The 14,809-nt window shown below is 69.5% G+C and carries 12 protein-coding genes and 1 tRNA gene; 9 read left to right on the forward strand and 4 right to left on the reverse strand.

Annotation, left to right across the window (positions count from 1 at the left end; genetic code table 11):
• Window positions 1–24: 24 nt before the first annotated feature.
• Window positions 25–1,485, reverse strand: coding sequence for a leucyl aminopeptidase (locus AC07PR_RS05530; protein WP_377155680.1), 1,461 nt, complete (start codon window positions 1,483–1,485; stop codon window positions 25–27).
• A gap of 28 nt (window positions 1,486–1,513) precedes the next feature.
• Here AC07PR_RS05530 and lptF point away from each other — a divergent pair, with 28 nt between their 5' ends.
• From lptF to AC07PR_RS05555, 5 genes are all read left to right on the forward strand, one after another.
• Entirely contained in the window at window positions 1,514–2,713 is a 1,200-nt protein-coding gene (gene lptF, locus AC07PR_RS05535) for an LPS export ABC transporter permease LptF (RefSeq protein WP_483105972.1), read from the forward strand.
• The gene (gene lptG / locus AC07PR_RS05540) at window positions 2,710–3,873 is read left to right on the forward strand and encodes an LPS export ABC transporter permease LptG (RefSeq protein WP_377155683.1); all 1,164 of its coding nucleotides are present in this window, start codon (window positions 2,710–2,712) and stop codon (window positions 3,871–3,873) included. The genes lptF and lptG overlap by 4 nt, the downstream gene beginning before the upstream one ends.
• 61 nt (window positions 3,874–3,934) lie before the next feature.
• Window positions 3,935–4,360, forward strand: a complete 426-nt coding sequence (locus AC07PR_RS05545) for a sirohydrochlorin chelatase (RefSeq protein WP_431102813.1) — start codon at window positions 3,935–3,937, stop codon at window positions 4,358–4,360.
• 30 nt (window positions 4,361–4,390) lie between these two features.
• Complete coding sequence (locus tag AC07PR_RS05550) at window positions 4,391–5,335, forward strand: CysB family HTH-type transcriptional regulator (RefSeq protein ID WP_088408215.1); 945 nt, start codon at window positions 4,391–4,393, stop codon at window positions 5,333–5,335.
• An 8-nt stretch (window positions 5,336–5,343) separates the two neighbouring features.
• On the forward strand, window positions 5,344–6,513 hold the full coding sequence (locus tag AC07PR_RS05555; RefSeq protein ID WP_495134646.1) for a pyridoxal phosphate-dependent aminotransferase: 1,170 nt from the start codon (window positions 5,344–5,346) through the stop codon (window positions 6,511–6,513).
• A gap of 10 nt (window positions 6,514–6,523) precedes the next feature.
• On the opposite strand, the gene AC07PR_RS05560 is transcribed toward AC07PR_RS05555, so the two are convergent.
• Entirely contained in the window at window positions 6,524–8,623 is a 2,100-nt protein-coding gene (locus AC07PR_RS05560) for a type IV pilus assembly protein FimV (RefSeq protein WP_495134647.1), read from the reverse strand.
• Between the two features lie 237 nt (window positions 8,624–8,860).
• Between AC07PR_RS05560 and AC07PR_RS05565 the strand changes: the two genes are divergently transcribed.
• The 3 genes from AC07PR_RS05565 to AC07PR_RS05575 all read left to right on the forward strand — a co-directional run bounded on the left by AC07PR_RS05565 (window position 8,861) and on the right by AC07PR_RS05575 (window position 10,936).
• On the forward strand, window positions 8,861–9,565 hold the full coding sequence (locus AC07PR_RS05565; RefSeq protein ID WP_088408218.1) for a Crp/Fnr family transcriptional regulator: 705 nt from the start codon (window positions 8,861–8,863) through the stop codon (window positions 9,563–9,565).
• Window positions 9,566–9,704: 139 nt separating this feature from the next.
• Window positions 9,705–10,745: a phosphotransferase gene (locus tag AC07PR_RS05570; protein WP_495134851.1), complete on the forward strand. Its 1,041-nt coding sequence runs from the start codon at window positions 9,705–9,707 to the stop codon at window positions 10,743–10,745.
• 114 nt (window positions 10,746–10,859) lie between these two features.
• Window positions 10,860–10,936: transfer RNA gene (locus AC07PR_RS05575), tRNA-Pro, on the forward strand.
• Between the two features lie 55 nt (window positions 10,937–10,991).
• On the opposite strand, the gene AC07PR_RS05580 is transcribed toward AC07PR_RS05575, so the two are convergent.
• Window positions 10,992–11,906, reverse strand: coding sequence for a LysR family transcriptional regulator (locus AC07PR_RS05580; RefSeq protein WP_377155690.1), 915 nt, complete (start codon window positions 11,904–11,906; stop codon window positions 10,992–10,994).
• A 181-nt stretch (window positions 11,907–12,087) separates the two neighbouring features.
• Here AC07PR_RS05580 and AC07PR_RS05585 point away from each other — a divergent pair, with 181 nt between their 5' ends.
• Window positions 12,088–13,191, forward strand: coding sequence for an NADH:flavin oxidoreductase/NADH oxidase (locus AC07PR_RS05585; protein ID WP_495134648.1), 1,104 nt, complete (start codon window positions 12,088–12,090; stop codon window positions 13,189–13,191).
• A gap of 135 nt (window positions 13,192–13,326) precedes the next feature.
• Here AC07PR_RS05585 and AC07PR_RS05590 read toward each other — a convergent pair whose 3' ends face one another.
• Window positions 13,327–14,808, reverse strand: coding sequence for a hypothetical protein (locus AC07PR_RS05590; RefSeq protein ID WP_495134649.1), 1,482 nt, complete (start codon window positions 14,806–14,808; stop codon window positions 13,327–13,329).
• Window position 14,809: the final 1 nt, after the last annotated feature.

Below are 14,809 nucleotides of genomic sequence, written 5' to 3' on the forward strand. Positions count from 1 at the left end.
AGTTCCGAAGAACGCCGACGGCGTTCAGCGGACCTGCGACAGCACGAAGTGCGTCAGCAGACCGACCGGCCGGCCGGTCGCGCCCTTGGCGCCGCCGCCCTTCCAGGCGGTGCCGGCGATGTCCAGGTGGCCCCAGCGGTACTTGGACGCGAAGCGCTGCAGGAACTTCGCGGCGGTGATGGAACCGCCCTCGCGGCCGGCGACGTTGGCGACGTCGGCGAAGTTGGTCTTCAGGCCGTCGGCGTAGTCGTCGTCCAGCGGCAGGCGCCAGCACGGGTCCAGCGCCGTCTCGCCGGCGGCGCTCAGCGCGGCGGCCAGTTCATCGTCGCTCGCGTACATGCCCGAACGCACGCCACCCAGCGCGATCACGCAGGCGCCGGTCAGCGTCGCGACGTCGACGACGGTCGCGGGCTTGAAGCGCTCGGCATAGGTCAACGCGTCGCACAGGATCAGGCGGCCTTCGGCGTCGGTGTTCAGGATCTCGATGGTCTGGCCCGACATCGAGGTCACCACGTCGCCCGGCTTGACCGCGCGGCCGCTGGGCATGTTCTCGCAGGCGGCGATCAGCACGACCAGGTTGATCTTCGGCTTGAGCTCGACCACGGCGCGCAGCGTGCCCAGCACGGAGGCGGCGCCGCCCATGTCGAACTTCATCTCGTCCATGCCGGCGCCCGGCTTCAGCGAGATGCCGCCCGAGTCGAAGGTGATGCCCTTGCCGACCAGCACGACCGGTGCCTGCGTCTTGGCGGCGCCTTCGTACTTCGCGACGATGAAACGCGGCGGCACGTCGGAGCCCTTGGCCACCGACAGGAAGGAGCCCATGCCCAGCTTCTCGATGCCCTTCTGGTCCAGGACCTCGACCTTGATGCCGTGGCTCTTGGCCAGGGCCTTGGTCTGGTCGGCCAGGTAGGCCGGCGTGGCGACGTTGGGCGGCAGGTTGGCGCATTCGCGCGCGACGGCGATGCCGGCGCCGATGGCCTGGCCGCGGGTCAGGCCGGCCTTGACCGCCTTGACGTCGTCCTTGCCGTGCAGCAGGGCGATCTTCGTCAGCTTCGACGCGGCGGGCGCGCTGGGCTTGGTCTCGCGGTAGACGTAGGTCGCTTCCAGGGCGGCGAGCACGGTCTGCTCGGCCAGGGACTCGGTCAGCTCGGCACCGAAGCCGGCGTAGGCCACCGAGGCGCCCGTCGCGCCCTTGCCCTTGAGCTGGCCCAGCGCGGCGCCCAGCGCGCTGCGGGCGGCCTTGAGCGAGGCGCCGCTGGCGGCGACGATCAATCTGGGGGCCTTCAGGCCGGCGGGACGGACCAGGGACAAGACCTGACCCGCTTTCAGCTCGAAGTCGCCGAGCTTGACGGCATCCTTGACCAGGGCGGTGACGGTCTTGTCGAGCGAGGCCGGCAGGCTGTCGCCCGCGACGACTAGCACGAGGGCGTCAGCGCCGTGCGACGACAGGGCGTCGAGGGAAACGAGCTGAGAGCGGAAGTCCATAATGCCGAGAAGTAGATAAAGTGCCCGGATGTTATTCGATTCAACCGTACGCAAGGAACTGGCCCGCAGTTTCGGATTGGCCTTCGTGGTCATCCTGACCATCGTCGTCACGATGCTGCTGGTGCGCTCGCTGGGCATGGCGGCCAAGGGCACGGTGGCCCCGCAGCACGTGCTGCTGTCGCTGGGTTATCTGGCCCTCGCCCAGTTGCCGGTGATGCTGAGCCTGTCGCTGTTCGTCGCCGTCGTCATGTCGCTGGGGCGCATGTACAAGGAATCGGAGATGACCATCTGGTTCGCCAGCGGCCTGGGCCTGACGCGCTTCGTGCGGCCGGTGCTGACGATGGCCTCGCCGGTGCTGGTCGTCGTGACGGTGCTGATGACCATCGTCTGGCCCTGGAGCAACGAGAACAGCGTGCAGCTGCGCGAGCAGTTCGAACAACGCAGCGATCTTTCGCGCGTCGCGCCGGGCCAGTTCCAGACCTCCAACGACGGCTCGCGCGTGTTCTTCATCGAGCGCGACCCGGCCGATGAATCCGCCGCCCGCAACGTCTTCATCATGAACAACACCGAGCACCTGGAGTCGGTGACGACCTCGGCGCGCGGCGCGCTGCAGTACAAGGACAACCAGCGCGTGCTGGTGCTGGATCACGGCCAGCGCAACGACGTCGACCAGCGCAACGGCGACAAGTCGGTGGCGCGCTTCCAGCAGTACCAGGTCGTCGTCGACGACGAGGTGATGCGCGCCGGCGGCACGCGCCCGCCCAAGACCCGTCCGACGCTGGACCTGCTGGTCGACCGCACGCCCCAGAACGACGGGGAACTGGCCTGGCGCTTCGGCATGATCCTGGGCTGCGTCAACCTGGTGCTGCTGGGGATCGGCATCTCGGCGACGAATCCGCGTCGCGCCAGCAACTGGAACCTGCTGTTCGCCCTGCTGGCCTTCATCGTCTACTTCAACCTGATCAACCTGACCCAGACCTGGGTGGTGGGCAACAAGATGAAGCTGGGCCCGGCGCTGATGGCGCTGCATGGCGGCGCCCTCCTGGTGACGCTGCTGCTGCTGCTCTGGCGCGAACAGGGCGCGCGACTGGGCGCCCCGCGCAGCGGCGTGCTGCCGGCCCCGCCCGAGAACCCGGCGTACGCGGAGACGGTCTTCGCCGCGCCCCCGGCCGGCATGGTGATCGCGCCGGCGTCGATGTCCGGCTCCACGCCGGGAGTGCCCACATGAGAACCGTCCGGCGGCTGCTGTATCGCGACATCCTCAGCTCCTTCACCCTGGTCATGGCCGGGTTCCTGGCGCTGTTCTTCTTCCTGGATTTCATCGACGACCTGGACCGCTTCCAGCGCCTGGGCCTGGGCATCGGGCTGGCGGTCTGGTCCAGCGTGCTGAAGCTGCCGGGCCGCTTCTACGAGCTGATGCCCATCGCGGTGCTGATCGGCACCATCTTCAGCATGGCGCGGCTGGCGCAGTCCAGCGAGTTCACCATCCTGCGCACCGGCGGCCTCGGTCCGCAGCGGGCGCTGGGCCTGCTGAGCGTGATGGCGCTGGCCTTCGCGGTGCTGGCCTTCGTCGTGGGCGACTTCGTCAACCCGTGGGCGGACCGCCAGGCGCAACTGCTCAAGTCCAGCGCCAGCGGCGGCGTCACGAACGCCCAGGGCGCCTGGTTGAAGGACCGCATCGGCGACTACAGCTACGCGGTGCACGTCGGCCGGGCCCGCGCCAACGGGACGATGGAGGACGTGCTCGTCTTCGAGTTCGACAGCAAGGGCGCGATGGCCACGCGGATGACCGCGAAGAATGCGACCGTCGACCCGACCGGCCGCTGGCTGATGAACGACGTGCGGCTGATGCAGTGGTCGCGCGCGCCGACGCCGCTGAACCAGCCGGCCCTGGCCGCGCCGCAGCACGCGGACCCGGCGGCGCCGCAGGACAAGCTGGCCGAGAACCCGGCCGTGCGCGAGATCCTGCTGCCGAAGTATGAGTGGCAGAGCCAGCTCCCCTCGGGCGTGGTGGCGGCCGCGGTGCAGCCGACCTGGAACATGTCGACGCTGGAGCTCTACCGCTACACGCGCCATCTCTCCTCGCAGGAGCAGTCGTCGGCGCAGCCGGAGATCCAGTTCTGGCGCAAGGCCTTCTATCCGTTCGCCTGCATGGTGATGGTGGCGCTGGCGCTGCCCTTCGCCTACCTGCATTTCCGCTCGGGCGGCATCAGCGTGAAGGTCTTCGGCGGCATCATGCTGGGCATCAGCTTCGTGGTGCTGAACGCGATCACCGGTCACCTCGGCCTGCTGCGCGACTGGACCCCGTGGCTCGTGGCCTCGGCGCCGAGCCTGCTGTACCTGGGCATCTCGATGGGCGCCTTCTACTGGCTGGTGCGTTATCGATGAGCGGCGGGATCGCCGCCTGCCGGGCCCCACGCGGGCCCTGTCGCCTGAGGGAGAACCGCTGATGGACAGTCTGCTGCTCTTCGCCCACGGGGCCCGAGATCCGGCCTGGGCCGGCCCGTTCCAGGCCATCGCCGCGGAACTCCAGACGCGCTGCCCGGACCTGCCGATCGCGCTCGCCTATCTCGAGCTGATGACGCCGGACCTGGCCACCGCCGCCGGCGCGCTGGTCGCCGTGGGCGCCACGCGCGTCCAGATCGTGCCCATGTTCCTGGGCGCCAGCGGCCATGTGCGCCGCGACGTGCCGCCGCTGGTGGAGTCGTTGCGCGCGCAGCACCCGGGCGTGCTGTTCGTGCTGCACGACGCCATCGGCGAACAGCCCTCGGTGATCCGCGCGATGGCGGGCGCGACGCTGGACCTGATCTCGTCCGTCACGCTCCCCGCCGATCCGCTCAACCCCGCCACGCCGACCGTGCTGGCCCAGTCCTGACGCTCCGACGAGCCCCGCACTGAACCCGCCATGAACCTCCACCAGTTCCGCTTCGTCCAAGAGGCCGCGCGCCGCAACCTCAACCTGACCGAGACGGCCAAGGCGCTGTACACCTCGCAGCCGGGCGTCTCCAAGGCGATCCTGGAGCTCGAGGAGGAACTCGGCGTCGACATCTTCTCGCGCCACGGCAAGCGGCTGCGCAGCATCACCGAGCCCGGCCGCCAGGTGCTGAAGTCCATCGAGATCATCATGCGCGAGGTCGGCAACCTCAAGCGCATCGGCGAGGAGTACTCCAAGCAGGATGTCGGCACGCTGTCGATCGCCACGACGCACACGCAGGCGCGCTACGTGCTGCCGGGCCCGGTCACGCAGCTGCGCAAGCAGTTCCCGCAGGTCAACATCGGCCTGCACCAGGGCAGTCCGGACCAGGTCGCGAAGATGCTGATCGACGAGACGGCCGACGTCGGCCTGGCGACCGAGTCGCTGTCGCAGTTCGAGGAGCTCGTCACCCTGCCCGCCTACGAATGGCAGCACGTGCTGGTGATGCGCGCCGAGCATCCGCTGGCGCAGCTCGAACGCATCGACCTCGAGCACCTGGCCGCGCAGCCGCTGGTCTCCTACCACCCGAGCTTCACCGGCCGCACCCGCATCGACCGCGCCTTCGCGCAACGCCAGCTCAAGCCCAACATCGTGCTGGAGGCGATCGACTCCGACGTCATCAAGACCTACGTCCGGCTGGGACTGGGCGTGGGCATCGTGGCCGAGATGGCGGTGCGCGAGGACCCGCCCGGCGGGGAACTCGTCTCGCGACCGCTGGGTCACCTGCTGGGCCAGAACGTCGCGCGCATCGCCTTCAAGCGCGGCGCCTACCTGCGCAACTACGTCTACAGCTTCGCCGAGCTGCTGTCCGATCGCCTGAACCGCACGCTGCTGCAGCGCGCGATGAGCGGCGAGGCCAGCGACTACGATTTGTGAGCCCCACCATGCGCATTCACACTCCCGTTCCCGCGAGCCGCCTGCCCCAGCTGGGCGTGACGGTCTTCAGCGTCATGTCGGCGCTGGCGCAGCAGCACCAGGCGGTCAACCTGGGCCAGGGCTTCCCTGATTTCGAAGGCGATCCGGCGCTGCTGGACGCCGTCGACGCCGCGATGCGCGCCGGCCACAACCAGTACCCGCCGATGCCCGGCGTCCCGGCGCTGCGCCAGGCGATCGCCGCGAAGATCGAGACGCTCTACGGGCACTCGTACAACCCGGACACCGAGATCACCGTCACCGCCGGCGCGACGCAGGCGATCCTGACGGCGCTGCTCGCGATCGTGCACCCCGGCGACGAGGTCATCGTGCTGGAGCCGGCCTACGACAGCTACGCGCCCAACATCGCGCTGGCCGGCGGCGTGATGGTGCCGGTGCTTCTGGACCCATCGAGCTTCCGTCCCGACTTCGACCGCCTCCGCGCCGCGCTGACGCCGCGCACCCGCGCGATCATGATCAACAGCCCGCACAACCCCAGCGGCGCCGTCTGGAGCGCGGACGAACTGCGCCAGCTCGCCGAACTGCTGGACGGCACCGACGTGCTGGTGATCAGCGACGAGGTCTACGAGCACATGGTCTACGACGGCCAGACGCACCAGAGCGTGTCGCGGCTGCCGGAACTGGCCGCGCGCAGCTTCGTCGTGTCGAGCTTCGGCAAGACCTACCACGTGACTGGCTGGAAGGTCGGCTACGTGACCGCGCCGGCGCCGCTGATGGCGGAGTTCCGCAAGGTCCACCAGTACAACGTGTTCACGGTGAACTCCGCGATGCAGCACGGCATCGCGACCTACATGCGTGACCCCGCGCCCTACCTGGGCCTGAGCGATTTCTACCAGCGCAAGCGCGACCGCTTCCGCGCCGGACTGGCGGGCTCGGCCTTCGTGCTGCGCCCCTGCCCCGGCAGCTACTTCCAGTGCGTCGATTACAGCGCGCTGCCGGCGCCGCTGGCCGCGATGGGCGACATGGAGATCAGCCAGTGGCTCACGCGCGAGATCGGCGTCGCAGCGATTCCACTGTCGGCGTTCTACGGCGGCGGCAGCGACGCGAAGGTCATCCGCTTCTGCTTCGCGAAGAAGGACGAGACCCTGGACCTCGCGCTGGAGCGCCTGAAGAAGATCTGAGCCAGGACGATCAGCGTCCCTTGGGCTCGCGTGGCGCGTCGTCCTCGACGAGCGACAGATCCAGATCCACCGACTGCGTGAGTGGCGTCCGCGACGCGGCTGGCGACTGCCAGACCATCGTGGCCATCTGGTCCGCCGGCGCGGTCGCATCCAGCGGCAGCACGACGTCGATGGACGACCCGTCGATCTCGTGCTCGGCGCGGTCCCGCGCCACCGCGTACAGCAGCAGCAGGTCGCGATAGGCCGGCAGCCCCAGGTCCCCGCTGTACTCCTGGTGGTTGGACAGCAGGTCCTGCAACAGGCTCATGCTGCCCTCGGGATCGGACCAGGCGGCCTCGAGCCGCTCGATCAGTTCCCCGTGGGTCTCCAGCGCCTCGCCCTGGTTCAGGTCGTCGCTCCACGACGGCGCACGGGCGTGGAACTGCTCGGCGAAGCGCGCCCCGACGCGGTCGAAGGCCTCGCGGTCGCCGCGACGCTGATAGAGCTCCATCAGCTTCAGGAACGGCAGGCCGCTGGCCGCGTCGCGGTGGTTCAGGCGCGAGGACAGCAGCTCGATCGCCGCGTCGTCCTGGCCCAGCACCATGAAGAAGTCGACCTGCTGCTCGAGGTCGATGAGTTCCTCGACCGTCACGGTGACACCGCCGACGCCCAGGTCGGCCGACAGCGGTGCCGGCCGCGTATCGCCGCGCTCGAACTGCAGGCTCAGCGGCTCCAGCGCATCGAGCGCGGCCAGGGCGTCGAGCGCGTCGTCCGCCGCCGTGGTCGGCGCACGGGCCGGCCGCTGGACGGAGGACGCGGGCGGCGTGGGCGACATCAAGGGCGCGGGACGGGTCGGCTCCTCGTTGAGGCTCAGCGGCATCGGGATCGTCGACGGCGCCAGGGACGCCACCGGACCGTCGCTCGACAGGTGCGACATCAACGGCACCGGCGAGCTGTGCGGATCGGTGGGCGTGAACGGGGACGGACCGGTCGGCACCGGCGGCAACACCGTCTCGGCCCCTTGCAGATCGTGGCGGGAGTCGCCCAGCCAATGCTGGCCCGCTTCACGCTTCTGCACGCGGTTGCTGCGCCACAGCAGCAGGCTGCTCGCGGCCAGCGCCAGGCTCAGCAGGCTCAGGCCCAGTACCCAGACGGACGACGACGCGTTGCCCCCGCTCGCGGCATGCTCGCGCGCGGCCTGCAACTCCTGGCGCAGCGTGGTCATCGCGGCCATCGTGCGCTTCTGCTCGGCCTGCATGTCGGCGAGCTGCTTCTGCATCGCCAGCATCTGCTGGCGCGCGTCCTCGGCGGCGCTCGCGGCACTGGCGGCGGCCTCGGCGGCCAGCAGCGCGGGTGCCGTCGGCTGCAGCGCTTCCATGGGTTCCAGCGACAGGCGCGGCGTCGGAGCCCGCACCACGCGGGCGTCGCGCGCCTGGGTGCGGCTCTGGCTCTGGCGTGCCTCACGCGACGGGTTCGAACGGGTGCCGTCGGTGCCAGGACTTGCCTCCGCCGTGCGACGCTGGGGGCGACGTGGCCGCTCGGCCGTGCTGCCCGAGGCACCAGGCGTTGCCGCGGCGGCGATCGCCAGCTCACTGCCGACGCGCGGTGTCGACGGACGGGGGACCGGCGCCTCTGGCGGCCGTGCCTGCTGGTTCTCCTGCAGAGCCTGCAGCGCGGGCGACACGGTCGCCGCGGGCGGCGGGCCGGCGTCGGCCATCGGCTCGCCGTTCAGGCCCGGCGGGTCGATGAAGGCGGTGTACTGGCGCGTCAGCCGCGCCGGACAACCCACGCTGAGCTGCACCGAGACGATGGGCTCGTCGATCCGTTGCGCGCTGCGCAGCCGCACGCCAGTGACGCGCGCGCCGTCGCCCTCGACCTGCCAGTGCAGGCCCGACGTGGCCAGCGCGTTCTCCCCGGCGCTGACTTCCGCGCGCACGCACTCGGGCGTGACGGTCTCGCCGGGGTTGAGCTGGACGGGGAACAGCAGGTTCAGCGGCTGGCCCAATGACGATGCCGCCTGGGGGCGGCCGACACCGAGGCTCCAGGCCGGCGCCGACATCATGAGGATGGCAAGCACGAGAACGCTGTGCGGCGGCAACGCGCCGCGCGGGTCGTGATGATCTCGATCCATTCCCGCTGTTGTTGCTGTTGGTGTGCGTTTCACTCTAGCACGGCGCTTACAGGGACAAACCCGGAAAAGCGCCCCTTCCTCCCCCCGGATGCGCATCGCCCGCGCATCATGCGCGGATGGTCGCGGCGCCCACGGGCATGCCGCGGGTCCCTCACAATAAGCCGGAAGAAGCCGCGACGCACGCGGTCCATCCGCACATTTCAGGAGACCGCTGGCTTGTCACGCCAGCGACAAAGCATGAACAGCTCGGTTCTTACAATTTCCGAACGCAACAACATCGAGACGGGGCCGTGGTTTTCCAAACTGTCACTGCCGCTGCGCAGCGACATTCTGGCGCGCGCCACCGTGAGACGCCTCACCGACGGCGCACTGATGTCGGTGCGCGGCGAACCGGCCGAGGAATGGATCGGCGTGGCCAAGGGCGCGGTGCGGGTGAGTTCGGTCTCGCTGTCGGGCAAGCAGGTCACGCTGACCTACGTCGAGCCCGGCATCTGGTTCGGCGACATCGCCCTCTTCGACGGCCTGCCGCGCACCCACGACGCCAGCGCCCATGGCGAGACCACGCTGCTGGTGATCCGCAAGCCCGACTTCCGCGATCTGCTCCAACGCCACACCGAACTCTACGAAGCGCTGCTGCGGTTGAACTGCCGCCGCCTGCGGCTGATGTTCGACCAGGTCGAGGACCTCAACACCCGACCCCTCGCCTCGCGGCTGGCCAAGCAGATCCTGCTGCTGGCGCGCAGCTACGGCGTGTCGCAGGGCGAGGAGGTCCGCATCGGCCTGCAGCTGGCGCAGGAAGACCTGGCGCAGTTGCTGGGCGCCTCGCGGCAGCGCGTGAACCAGGAGCTCAAGGGCTTCGAGCGCGAAGGCGCGGTGCGCGTGGAGCCGACCCGGCTGGTGGTGTTGAGCAAGGAAAAGCTGCTGGCCATCGCCAACCGCTGAGCGTCGGGGGAACGTCGACACAATCGACACGGTCGACGGGGTCGACCCGGTCTCCAGGACGCTCGGATCACGAATCACGACAACTTCAGGAGACCTTGTGGACGATGCTTTCACCGGCACCCGTGCCCCTTCGCAATCGATGGATGCCCAGGCGCTCGCCGCCTGGCTGGCGCGCGAGATCGACGGCTTCGCCGGCCCGCTGACGATCGAGCAGTTCAAGGGCGGCCAGTCCAATCCCACCTACAAGCTGATCACGCCGGGCGCGACCTACGTGATGCGCGCCAAGCCGGCCCCGGTGGCCAAGCTGCTGCCGTCCGCGCACGCGATCGAGCGCGAGTTCACCGTGATGCGCGCCCTCGCCGGCACCGACGTGCCGGTGCCGCGCATGCTGGCGCTCTGCGAGGACGAATCCATCGTCGGCCGCGCGTTCTACGTCATGGAGTTCATGCAGGGTCGGGTCTTGTGGGACCAGACGCTGCCGGGCGCCTCCACCGCCGAACGCAGCGCGATCTACGAGGAGATGAACCGCGTCATCGCCGCGCTGCACCGGGTGGACTTCCGCGCGCTGGGGCTGGAGGGCTACGGCAAGCCGGGCAACTACTTCGAACGCCAGATCGGCCGCTGGAGCAAGCAGTACCAGGCGACGATCACCGGCCCGAACGAGGCGATGGACCGCCTGATCGAGTGGCTGCCGGCGCACATCCCCGAGTCGGCGCGCGACGAGCGCGAGGTCGCCATCGTCCACGGCGACTACCGGCTGGACAACCTCGTCTTCCACCCGACCGAGCCGCGCGTGCTGGCGGTGCTGGACTGGGAGCTGTCGACGCTGGGCCATCCGCTGGCGGACTTCAGCTACCACTGCATGTCGTGGCACATCCGCAAGAGCGGCGCGGCGCGCGGCCTGGGCGGCGTGGACCTGGCGCCGCTGGGCATCCCGAGCGAGCTGGACTACGTGCGTCGCTACTGCGAGCGCACCGGCCGCGGCGACGCGGCGACGGTGATGAAGGACTGGAACTTCTACCTCGCCTACAACCTGTTCCGCATCTGCGCGATCCTGCAGGGCATCGCCAAACGCGTCGAGGACGGCACCGCGTCCAGCCAGCAGGCCCGCGAGGCCGGGGCCGGCGCGAAGCCGATGGCGGAGCTGGGCTGGCAGTTCGCGCAGAAGCTGTCGGGCTGAGCGCGAAACGAGCGGCGGCGATCGCGCCTCGACCCACTGGACCCACTGCTTTCGGAGCAGAGAGGCGCGAGTTCCGGAGCGGGCAGATTTTCAGGCTAGAATGCAAGGCTCAGTCGGGGCGTAGCGCAGCCTGGTAGCGCATCTGCTTTGGGAGCAGAGGGTCGCGAGTTCGAATCCCGCCGCCCCGACCAACCATCTCGAAAGCCGCAAGGAGTCCTGCTCCTTGCGGCTTTTCCTTTTGGCGAACTACTTCGACGACGTCCGCTTCGGACTCGCCAGCTTCGGCGCCATCGCGCCGACGGTCTTGCGCAGATGCTCGACCACGTGCTGCGCGCGCGCCGACAGCGGCCATTCGGCGCGATGGATCAGCCACAGCGTGTCCACCACCGGCGAGCCGCAATCGAGCACCCGGATCTCGTCCTGTCGAGGGAACGCGCGGCGCGCATGCTGCGTCAGCACCGTGAATCCAAGGCCGCGCGCCACCGGCTCGAGCAGCAGGCCGATCTGGTTGCTGAAGCCACGCACCGGCAGGTCGCGCACGCCCGGCGAGCCGGGGAAGTGACGGCTCAACAGACGCCCGGCCATCGCCTGTCCGTCGGGATGATCGATGAAGCCGATGCGGCGCAGGTCGTCCCACTCCGCGCACTTCTCTGCCGCCGGCAGCACGAGCTCCAACGGCTCTTCCAGGAAGGCGCAGCTGGCGAGCCGCGCATCGTCCGGTCGCAGCGTCACCAGGCCCAGTTCATAGCGGTTGTCCAGCACCGCCTGCAGCACGTCGGGATCGGGCGCGAAGCGATGCCGCACCACCAGTCCGGGACGTTGCGCCTGAAGGTCCAGCAAGTGCGGGTACACGAACAGCCCGATGCCGCCCGGCGTGATCATGCCGACCTCGCCCTGGCAGGCGTCCTCGTCCGCGAGCCGACCACGCAGGCGCTGGTCGGCCTCGTCCAGCTCGCGCCAGTAGTCCAGCGTCGCCTTGCCGGCCGGAGTCAGCTCGATCGCACGCGGGCGGCGGATCAGCAGCGGCCCCAGCGAGCTCTCCAGATGCCGCACGTGCTGGCTGACCGCCGCCTGCGTCAGGTCCAGCGCCTCGGCGGCGCGTGTGAAGCTGCCCAGCCGCGCCAGGGTGGCGAAGCTGCGCAGCCATTGAGGATTCAGCATGGGCTACCCGGCTCGAACATAAGGAAGTCTTATCGCGGTGATAAGGCCGCAGTACTTTTCATTATGGGTCCGACTTTCTAGACTGTCGTCTCCGCAGGTCTTTCCCTGCGCCCTCTTCCCCCCTTTCCACTCCCTTCCTCCCCCTCCTCCGGCGGCTCCCGCTTTTCCGATCAAGGTCTCCATGTCCAGCTTGTTCTCTCCGTTCACCCTCAAGGACGTCGTCCTGCGCAACCGCATCGCCGTGCCGCCGATGTGCCAGTACAGCGCCACCGACGGCCTGGTCAACGACTGGCACCTCACGCATTACGCCGGCCTGGCGCGCGGCGGCGCGGGCCTGGTGATCGTCGAGGCCACCGGCGTTTCGCCGGAAGGCCGCATCACGCCAGCCTGCCTGGGTCTGTGGAACGATGAACAAGCCACCGGCCTCGCCCGCGTGGCCGCGTCCATCGCCGCCGCCGGCGCCGTGCCCGGCATCCAGATCGGCCACGCCGGCCGCAAGGCCAGCGCCCACAAGCCCTGGGAAGGCGACGACCACATCGCCGCCGGCGATCCGCGCGGCTGGGCCACGCTCTCGCCCTCCGCCGTGCCTTACGGCAAGGGCCTGCCGCAGGTGCCCAAGGCCATGGACAAGGACGACATCGCCCGCGTCCAGGCCGACTTCGTCGCCGCCGCGGTGCGCGCCCGCGACGCCGGCTTCCGCTGGCTGGAGCTGCACTTCGCTCACGGCTATCTGGCGCAGAGCTTCTTCTCCGTCCACGCCAACCGGCGCGACGACGAGTTCGGCGGCAGCGCCGAGAACCGCGGCCGCTTCCTGCTGGAGACGCTGCGCGCCGTGCGCAAGGTCTGGCCCGAGCACTTGCCACTGACGGCCCGTTTCGGCGTGATCGAATACGACGGCCGCGACGAGCAGACACTGGCCGAAGCCATCGGCCTGACGCGGGCGATGAAGGCCGAGGGTCTCGACCTGCTGAACGTCAGCGTCGGCTTCACGACGCCGGAGGCGCAGGTCCCCTGGGGCCCGGCCTTCCTGGGCCCGATCGCGCAACGCGTGCGTCGCGAAACCGGTTTGCCGGTCGCGGCCGCCTGGGGCTTCCACACGCCGCAACTGGCCGAACAGGCCCTGGCCGACGGACAGCTGGACCTGGTGATGATCGGACGCGCGCTGCTGGCCAACCCGCACTGGCCCTACCAGGCCGCGCAGGAGCTGAAGAAGGACAAGCCGACCTGGGTGCTGCCCGCGCCGTACGCGCACTGGCTGGAGCGCTATCAACCGCAACGCGGTTGAGTCCCCCTCGACGAACGCCCTGACCATCGTGCACGGAGCCGGGCATGCCGGTACCCCCGGGAGCGAATTCCGAGCGGCGAGGAGGAGATTGAGCGGACGGGGGTACCGGCATGCCCGGCGGGCGCTCGGTCCCCGTCAAAGCGGATACGAATACCCCTGCTGGATCGCGCGCTCGTAGGTGCAGACCTCGATCGCGTCCCGGCGGCTGTCCAGGTAGTCCAGCAGCGCCGTGAACTTCGCGAACTGCGCCGCGTTGCCCGCCGGGATCACGTGGAAGACGAAGATGGCCAGCCCCCGGCTGGCCGCCGCATAGCTCGCGAAGTTGATCAGGTCGGCGCCGGTGTTGACGTTCAGGTCGATGCCCAACGCCGTCACGTAGTTCGGATCGGCGATCGGGAAGGTCTCCGGCAGCACGGCCTTGGCGGTGATGGAGCCGCTGGCACCGACGTTGAACCCGCGCATCCCCATCGGGAAGTTGGTCCTGCGCGCCGCCTTCCAGTCCAGCGCGTTGGGCGAGTTGTTGGAGAAGTAGGAGCCCATCCCTCCCCCGTTGAGCCCCAGCGCCACCCACAAGGCGCGTTGCGACGCCATCTCGGACATCGCCTGGCTGCCGCCGAACGAGGGGTTCTCCGTCGACCAGGCCTGGGACGCGACCTGCCAGCCGTGCAGCCGGCAGAGCTTCTGCATCTGCGCGACGCTCATCTGGAACTGGTCCGGACCCGCGCGCAGCATCGCGGCGACCGCGCCCGGGAACAGCGAGCCCGGGAAGCCGCGCCTGGCCATCTCGAACGAGGCGTCGGTCCAGGTGTCGGCCCGGCAGTCGTCGAAGGCGATCACCGCGGCGGCACGGCCCAGCTGTTTGGGACAGATGAACAGCCCGCCCAGCGCGATCTGCGTGCTGACGGTGACACCGCCGAGTCGCGCGCCCGCATGCGTGATCGCCGTGATGTCGCTCAGCTGGGCGGCGCCCACGGCCACGAAGTCCTCGATCGCAAATCCCAGCACCTGCCATTCGAGCGTGGCGTTCCAGTTCACACGCGTGCATTGCAGGTAGTTCCCGCCGCTCGCGTTGACCGTCCCGCCGGTGTAGAGACGCACGCCCGCCGTGATGCTGCCCGGGCCGGACGCGCCGCCCGGCAGCACCTTGAAGGCGAGGTAGACGTTGCAGCCCGTCAGGTTGAGCGCGGTCAGCGGCACCGCGCTCGGGATCGCCGTGACGGCGCCGCCCGAACCCAGGGTGATGAGCGGGCTCGTGCCCATGTTGGCCGGATAGGCGCTGGCCGCGGTGTTGCCGATGTAGGGATCGGCGGTGTCGTTGGTCTTGGTCGCGCCGCCGGTCAGCGCGGTCACCGCGGCGGCGGCCGTCGTGAAGAGCCCGAGGTTGCGCTTCTTCGGCCAGAACGTCGGTGGCGGCGCGGACGGGCCGGAGATCAACGGCATCTCGAAGGCGCCGGCCACGACGTTCGGCGGCGTCAGCAGCGTTCCGGTCGACACCTCGGACTCGAGCGCATTGGCGGTCGGCGCGGAGAGCGGCATCAACGCGCGCTGCTGCACGCCCACGACCTGACCGAAATCATCGACGACCCATTGCAGTTGGCGATGGGTGTCGTCGGCCATG

This window comes from Roseateles sp. GW821-FHT09H11, from assembly GCF_059415845.1.

What these genes read in the sequence shown, in the direction of transcription:
- AC07PR_RS05530 (WP_377155680.1), bottom strand. Translation starts at nt 1,485, where the DNA reads ATGGACTTCCGCTCTCAGCTCGTTTCCCTCGACGCCCTGTCGTCGCAC.
- AC07PR_RS05560 (WP_495134647.1), bottom strand. Translation starts at nt 8,623, where the DNA reads ATGGATCGAGATCATCACGACCCGCGCGGCGCGTTGCCGCCGCACAGC.
- lptF (WP_483105972.1), top strand. Translation starts at nt 1,514, where the DNA reads ATGTTATTCGATTCAACCGTACGCAAGGAACTGGCCCGCAGTTTCGGA.
- AC07PR_RS05570 (WP_495134851.1), top strand. Translation starts at nt 9,705, where the DNA reads ATGGATGCCCAGGCGCTCGCCGCCTGGCTGGCGCGCGAGATCGACGGC.
- AC07PR_RS05555 (WP_495134646.1), top strand. Translation starts at nt 5,344, where the DNA reads ATGCGCATTCACACTCCCGTTCCCGCGAGCCGCCTGCCCCAGCTGGGC.
- AC07PR_RS05580 (WP_377155690.1), bottom strand. Translation starts at nt 11,906, where the DNA reads ATGCTGAATCCTCAATGGCTGCGCAGCTTCGCCACCCTGGCGCGGCTG.
- AC07PR_RS05565 (WP_088408218.1), top strand. Translation starts at nt 8,861, where the DNA reads ATGAACAGCTCGGTTCTTACAATTTCCGAACGCAACAACATCGAGACG.
- AC07PR_RS05590 (WP_495134649.1), bottom strand. Translation starts at nt 14,808, where the DNA reads ATGGCCGACGACACCCATCGCCAACTGCAATGGGTCGTCGATGATTTC.
- AC07PR_RS05585 (WP_495134648.1), top strand. Translation starts at nt 12,088, where the DNA reads ATGTCCAGCTTGTTCTCTCCGTTCACCCTCAAGGACGTCGTCCTGCGC.
- AC07PR_RS05545 (WP_431102813.1), top strand. Translation starts at nt 3,935, where the DNA reads ATGGACAGTCTGCTGCTCTTCGCCCACGGGGCCCGAGATCCGGCCTGG.
- AC07PR_RS05550 (WP_088408215.1), top strand. Translation starts at nt 4,391, where the DNA reads ATGAACCTCCACCAGTTCCGCTTCGTCCAAGAGGCCGCGCGCCGCAAC.
- lptG (WP_377155683.1), top strand. Translation starts at nt 2,710, where the DNA reads ATGAGAACCGTCCGGCGGCTGCTGTATCGCGACATCCTCAGCTCCTTC.